Source organism: Halochromatium roseum, from assembly GCF_016653315.1.
In the GTDB taxonomy this organism is placed as follows: domain Bacteria; phylum Pseudomonadota; class Gammaproteobacteria; order Chromatiales; family Chromatiaceae; genus Lamprobacter; species Lamprobacter roseus.
The window spans coordinates 1-5,548 of the sequence record NZ_NHSH01000018.1; the positions used below are offsets into that span (position 1 = coordinate 1).

8 protein-coding genes and 1 pseudogene are annotated in these 5,548 nt (G+C 64.2%); 3 read left to right on the top strand and 6 right to left on the bottom strand.

What is annotated here, in order from left to right; all coding sequences use genetic code 11:
- Window positions 1–161: 161 nt before the first annotated feature.
- The gene (locus CCR96_RS02205) at window positions 162–479 is read right to left on the bottom strand and encodes a hypothetical protein (RefSeq protein WP_201215884.1); all 318 of its coding nucleotides are present in this window, start codon (window positions 477–479) and stop codon (window positions 162–164) included.
- Window positions 480–562: 83 nt separating this feature from the next.
- Between CCR96_RS02205 and CCR96_RS02210 the strand changes: the two genes are divergently transcribed.
- Together CCR96_RS02210 and CCR96_RS25265 are read left to right on the top strand one after the other, a co-directional pair.
- Window positions 563–1,315: an MBL fold metallo-hydrolase gene (locus CCR96_RS02210; protein WP_201215893.1), complete on the top strand. Its 753-nt coding sequence runs from the start codon at window positions 563–565 to the stop codon at window positions 1,313–1,315.
- Window positions 1,312–2,547 (top strand): PcfJ domain-containing protein, encoded by a 1,236-nt coding sequence (locus CCR96_RS25265; RefSeq protein ID WP_201215902.1) that lies wholly within the window; start codon window positions 1,312–1,314, stop codon window positions 2,545–2,547. Before CCR96_RS02210 ends, CCR96_RS25265 begins: the two co-directional genes overlap by 4 nt.
- A 102-nt stretch (window positions 2,548–2,649) precedes the next feature.
- Here the strand turns inward: CCR96_RS25265 and CCR96_RS02220 are convergent, their stop codons facing one another.
- Both CCR96_RS02220 and CCR96_RS02225 read right to left on the bottom strand, forming a co-directional pair.
- On the bottom strand, window positions 2,650–2,916 hold the full coding sequence (locus tag CCR96_RS02220; protein WP_201215910.1) for a hypothetical protein: 267 nt from the start codon (window positions 2,914–2,916) through the stop codon (window positions 2,650–2,652).
- Window positions 2,913–3,527: a hypothetical protein gene (locus CCR96_RS02225; protein ID WP_201215918.1), complete on the bottom strand. Its 615-nt coding sequence runs from the start codon at window positions 3,525–3,527 to the stop codon at window positions 2,913–2,915. Before CCR96_RS02225 ends, CCR96_RS02220 begins: the two co-directional genes overlap by 4 nt.
- A 130-nt stretch (window positions 3,528–3,657) precedes the next feature.
- Between CCR96_RS02225 and CCR96_RS02230 the strand changes: the two genes are divergently transcribed.
- On the top strand, window positions 3,658–4,542 hold the full coding sequence (locus CCR96_RS02230; protein WP_201215928.1) for an HAD-IIA family hydrolase: 885 nt from the start codon (window positions 3,658–3,660) through the stop codon (window positions 4,540–4,542).
- A gap of 30 nt (window positions 4,543–4,572) precedes the next feature.
- Here the strand turns inward: CCR96_RS02230 and lexA are convergent, their stop codons facing one another.
- From lexA to CCR96_RS02240, 3 genes and pseudogenes are all read right to left on the bottom strand, one after another.
- Window positions 4,573–5,040, bottom strand: a complete 468-nt coding sequence (gene lexA / locus CCR96_RS02235) for a transcriptional repressor LexA (RefSeq protein ID WP_201215936.1) — start codon at window positions 5,038–5,040, stop codon at window positions 4,573–4,575.
- Window positions 5,041–5,084: 44 nt separating this feature from the next.
- Entirely contained in the window at window positions 5,085–5,213 is a 129-nt protein-coding gene (locus CCR96_RS24985) for a hypothetical protein (RefSeq protein WP_274601056.1), read from the bottom strand.
- 97 nt (window positions 5,214–5,310) lie between these two features.
- Window positions 5,311–5,548: pseudogene (locus CCR96_RS02240) on the bottom strand (hypothetical protein); the annotation flags it as partial.

Here is a 5,548-nt window from a genome sequence, read left to right on the forward strand (position 1 = left end):
CGTCTCGGCAACCATTGATAAGCTTGCCCGCAAGGTCCGCCGTGTCTTCGACTACCTGGGTATGACAGCGAACTCCAACCCCCGTGCTGCCCAAACAGCTCCCGTTGGCTAGAACGGATTTGCCGTGGCTTGAGCGGGCTCAGGGCTGGACATTGGTCAGGTCAACCGATCTCACCCTGCGAGCGCGCCTCAAGCGTCTCGTCCATGAGCGCGTTGACCGCGTCCAAGGATTCCGTCACGGCAAGGGGGACCTCATCGCCTTGCTGAAGGATGTTGCGCACGAGTACCAGGCTCCGCTGCATCTGTTGCAGGTCGCGAACGGCCTCCCAGCTCATGGCCTCGTCGATGTGAAACAGCGCGCGCTCCCAGCCTTCAAACCCTGGGTGTGCAGCCACGCCATCGCGCAGGCACTGCCAGGCGCCCTGCAGATCGGACAGGATGGTTTTCTCGTAGGCTGTCGGTTCAGTGGAAAATCCCATGGCTTCTCCGCCTTATACTGGAAACGCGTCTTACCCAGCCACGATAATGACAGCATCCCACCCGCTCCAGAGGCATCTCCTACATGATCTTCAAGCAGCTGTTCGAGTCTGATTCCTCCACCTATACCTATCTGATCGCCTGTGAGCAAAGCCGTCAGGCGATCCTGATCGATCCGGTCATCGATACCGTCGAGCGTGATCTGCAGGTGCTCAAGGACCTCGGGCTGACCCTGATGGCAACACTGGAAACCCATGTGCATGCCGATCATCTCACCGGCGCACGGCGGCTGAAACAGCGCTCAGGCTGCCAAACCGCCTATCCGAAGATGCTCGACCTACCCTGTGCCGATCTCGGGGTGCAGGAGGGTGAGGCCTTCGTGGTCGGCTCGGTGAGCCTGCATCCGTTGTTCACCCCCGGCCATACCGATCATCACCATGCCTACTTGATCGATACCCCGGTGCAGAAGCTGCTGTTCACCGGCGATGCGCTGCTGATCGAGGCCTGCGGTCGCACCGACTTTCAATCCGGCGATGCCGCAACGCTCTACCACAGCATCCACAACAAGCTGTTCTCGCTTCCGGACGAGACCCTGGTCTATCCCGGCCATGATTACGAGCAGCGCTGCGTCTCGAGCATCGCCCAGGAGAAGGCGCGCAATCTGCGGCTCGGACAGGGCCGCTCGAAAGAGGACTTCGTCGCGCTGATGGACGGGCTCGGCCTGCCCTATCCGCGCAAGATCGACTTTGCGGTACCGGGCAATGAGGACTGCGGCGCCTGCCCCACCAATGTGCCGGAACAGTTCCGCGGTCCCTGCTCGGCCAGCGATCAGGGGTGAGTCGACCGAACGTCCTCAAAGCACCGCTGCAAGCCTGGCTCGCCGAACGCCGACACGCGCGCAGCGACAGTGCTGAACGCCACCCTCGGCTGCACTATGCCTGGGATGCGGACGCGGCCGTTCTGTTCGTCGACTACTCGCCACTGCTCGGCATTGAGTGCCTGCATGCGGTCAGTCACTGGGCTTCGGGCTTCGCCACCCTGCGCTATGCCGAGGGGCTGTTTGAAGCCGCCTGCATCCGCGACCTGTGGCTGCCGTTTCAACGCGACCATGAAGATCGCGCGTTTCGGCACTGGTTTGCGACCCTGCCCGAGGAGCTGGCCGAGGTCTTGGAGAGGCTGCCGGCTCGCCGCTATGCCTTAGCGGCGCTCGCGCAGCGCTCGCAGGCCATGCACGATCTGATCCTATCGAACGTCAGGCTCTGCTTCCTGCTGCATCACTGGGCGGAGACACAGGGCTGGTCCGAGCATCAGCTGATCGAGATCGCGGGCCGCAAGCAGACCCAGATCCTCAGCGCCTTGGGGCTGCCACCCTATCGCCGTGTGCTCAGGCTGATCGCCAAGCTGCGCATCGGTGAGTTCGACGCCTATGAGGTTGACCGGCTGTTGCGGGTGCTGCGTCAGGAGGCGACCTGCAATGCCCTGGTGCATGAGCCTGAGTTGAGCCTTCGACTGGTGAAGATCCTTGAGGACTATCCCTGGGTTGCCGGTCGCCCGTTGCAGCGGTTGCTCTGCGAGGCCTCGAACCGAACGCTGCGCGAATGGATCAACGACAGCCTGCGCATGGGCGGCGAGGCGGCGTTGCGTGAGCTGCGCCGCTGCGATCGGCCGTCGCAGGTGCGGCGGCTGCATGAACGGTTGATCGTCGAGCAGATCGAGCAGGACGGCAACCACCGCAGACGCTTCGACGCCAGCGGCCAGATGCTCGCCTTTCCGCCGGCCCCATTCGCCGATACCGCGTCCATTCAGGCGATCACGACGCCGGATGCGCTGCAGTTGGAGACCCAGTTGATGCGCCATTGCGTGGCCTCCTACACCGATCGGGTCTACGATGGCCAGTATGCGATCTACAAGGTGTTGGAGCCGGAACGGCTGACCTTGGGGCTGTGTTTGCGCCATGGCGGTGTCGCCCTGGATCAATTGAGGGGCGTCGCCAACCGAGCGCCGAGTCCGAAGGCGCAAGCGGCCGTGGAGTACTGGCTGCATGAGCAGCTGAAGGTCGCTCGGTCCTGAGGCCAAGGCTCAGGATGACGCGTCGGGCACCTCGCGCACCCTGGAGGCTGAGCAACGCCTGCGCAATGGCTCAGCGATCGATGCAGCGCTGCTCCCGAAGACTCAGCCCGTGATCAACCGCTCCAGCGCCTCGGCATCGAACTGCCGCAGCCCGATCAGGGCGCCGATCGCGTTGCCGAGCTCGCGCTCGCCCGACATCAGCAGCAGTGCCGAGAGCGAGGCCACGAACGCTTGGGCGCGCGCGGCCTCGGTCGGCTCGCCTTGGGCCTCGGTGAGCGCCTTGCAGATGAGCTGCAGATCGATCACCTCGAGCGTCTCAACTGGCCCGTCCAGCGCCGCCTGGTCCGCCGTGTCTTGTGTCTTTATCATGCCCTCGCCTCCTGAAGCCTGAGGTCGCCCAAAGATTCGGCCGCAGCATCAGGCCGGCGTGGATCGATTGCGGCGCGGCGTTTTATGATCTCGGTCTGCAGGGCTTGCCCAAAGCTCGCCTTGATCTCCAGCCAGTCGCGCGGCCTGATCGTGATCGGCGCCGGCTCCGGAAAGTCCTTGAACCAGGGTCCATAGGAGGGTCCAAGCACCTGCTCTCGCTCGGCCGCCAGCACGGCCAGATCGGCCTGTTTGACGGCGGCGGGCTCGGGATAGACCAGACCGAAGACCTCGGCGACCACGGCGCTGATGCGTGCCTCAACGGCCTTATACTCAGGCATCACCTGCTTGAGCGGGCTGACCATATCGCCGATGTAGGCCTCGGCGGCATCGTGCAGCAGGCCTTCGAGCCGCAGCTCAAGCGGTAGCAGTTCAGCGACGTGCAGCGAGTGCTGGGCAACGCTGTAGGGGAACAGGGCGGCACCGTTGAAGCGGTTCATCAACGAGAGCGAATGGACGATGTCATCCAGGCGAACCATCGCCGGCCGCGGATCACGCAGGTCGAAGGCGATGCCGGAGTAGGTGTGGATGTGAACAGGATCAATGTCGGTCATGAGGGTGCGCGAGAAGAGCCGCTTGTTGTCAGTGCCGGTGCCGTCGCCAGGCTGTCAAGCAGCGATGGTGGTGATCGATCGCCTGTGGACGGCTCGACGATGATACGGGATCACTCCAGGCGAGACGCCGATGACAGACCTTGCACCCCTGATTGACCTGCCCTCCCTGCGCGCCCGCTACGAAGGGTTCCTGCTCGATGCCTACGGTGTGCTGGTCGATCGCGAGCGCGCCCTGCCCGGTGCAGTTGCCTTGCTCGAGGAGCTTGAGCATGCCGGCTGTCCCTGGCGAGTGCTCACCAATGCCGCCAGTCGTCTACCCGAGGAGCTCAGTGAGACCTTCGCGGCCCTTGGGTTGTCGATCCCGGCCGAGCGCATCCTGACCTCGGGCTCGCTCTTGGCCGAGCCTGCGGTGAGTGGCGATCTGCGCGGGATACGGGCCTTGGTCCTAGGTCCAGCCGGCGCGCATCGCTATGCCGAGCGTGCAGGCATCATCCCGGTGCCGTTCGAGGAGGCGCTCGACGCCGAGGCGCTCATCATCGCCGATCAGCAGGATCTGCGCTGGCCCGAGCACATGGACCTGGCCGCGAGCCTCCTGGTGCATCGCCTCGATGCCGGTCTGCCGTTGCGGCTGTTGCTTTGTAATCCCGACCTGATCTATCCGGTGGCGCCGGGGCGGGTCGGTCTCACAGCCGGGGCCTTGGCAGCGATGCTCGAGGCCATTATCCGCGAGCGGTGGCCCGATCAGGGCATCGGCTTCGTGCGCCTCGGCAAACCCGCACCGGCGCTGTTTGAGATCGCCCGTCGCCAGCTCGGCGTGACGCGCTTGGTGATGCTCGGCGATCAACTCGCCACTGATATCGTTGGCGCGCGGGCCGCGGGCATCGATGCGGTCCTGGTCGGTACCGGGTTGGCGCCTGCATCCGGCAGAGCGGCCACGGCCATTCGTCCGACCTGGGTCCTGCCGTCGCTTGCGGTCGAATCCAGCCAAGCTGCTGCGGACCGCGCCAGTGCTTAGAAAAGCACCTGACCGGCTGGTCTCAGGCCCTCACTCGGTCATGCGCATCACGCCGGTGACGATCCCTAAGATCTCCAGCTCTTCGTGTTTGAGGTAGATCGGCGCCATCTCCGGGTTGGCCGGTTGCAGGCGGATGCCATCGGTCTCGACATAGAAACGCTTCAGCGTGACGCGCTCGTTGTTGATGAGCGCGACGATAGTCTCGCCGTTCTCCGCCGTTTGGCGCTGCTCGACGAGGATGATGTCGCCATCCTGAATCTGATCATCGATCATCGAATGCCCGCGCACCCGCAGGGCATAGCTGGCCTTGCGCGCGAGATGGCTCGGGACCTTGACCGTCTGGTTGTCTTCGGGCGTCTCCACCGGTCGGCCAGCGCTGACGTAGCCGAGCAACGGTAGTTCAACCGCCACCTCGGTCTCCAGATCCAGGGGCTCGAGGGCCGGGAACCAGGTCGGACGGCTGCGCTTGGGGATCAGGTAGGTGGTCTGAGCGGACATGCGGCGTTCCTCGGGTGGTGAGAGGGTTGCTGGTGGTCGGGGTGTCAGCGGCCACAAGACGCGGCTGAACGGACTGAGAGCATGGCCTGATCGTCTCTGTCTGCCAAGGCTTTGCAGATGCGCTGCAGATCGATCACCTCGAGCGGCTCGTTGATCTCTTTTGTCGTGCGCATACAATGCCTCCTCAGCGCGCCGGGCGTGTCTCTATGAAAGGCCAGCGCCACTGAGTCGAAGCGGCGGGCCTACATGACTGAACACGCACGCACCCGATCAGCCGAGGATCTGCAGCCGATCGACCAACTGCAGCTGCGTGTTCTGATCCTGCACCAGAGCCTCCCAGGTCGGATAGGGCGCTGGCGGCTGATACCCACTCGCCCGCGTGTCATAAGCGCCTTCGATCCCGGTGATGGCGCGCATCAGATCGCTCGCGGCAGCCTTGACCCCATCATCGGTCATGCGTGCGCCGCCCCAATAATCGTTGCCAGGCCAAGAGACCTGGTCCCAGGCG

Coding starts and splice junctions, on each gene's coding strand:
- CCR96_RS24985 (WP_274601056.1), bottom strand. CDS start 5,213: ATGCGCACGACAAAAGAGATCAACGAGCCGCTCGAGGTGATCGATCTG.
- CCR96_RS02230 (WP_201215928.1), top strand. CDS start 3,658: ATGACAGACCTTGCACCCCTGATTGACCTGCCCTCCCTGCGCGCCCGC.
- CCR96_RS02225 (WP_201215918.1), bottom strand. CDS start 3,527: ATGACCGACATTGATCCTGTTCACATCCACACCTACTCCGGCATCGCC.
- lexA (WP_201215936.1), bottom strand. CDS start 5,040: ATGTCCGCTCAGACCACCTACCTGATCCCCAAGCGCAGCCGTCCGACC.
- CCR96_RS02220 (WP_201215910.1), bottom strand. CDS start 2,916: ATGATAAAGACACAAGACACGGCGGACCAGGCGGCGCTGGACGGGCCA.
- CCR96_RS02210 (WP_201215893.1), top strand. CDS start 563: ATGATCTTCAAGCAGCTGTTCGAGTCTGATTCCTCCACCTATACCTAT.
- CCR96_RS02205 (WP_201215884.1), bottom strand. CDS start 479: ATGGGATTTTCCACTGAACCGACAGCCTACGAGAAAACCATCCTGTCC.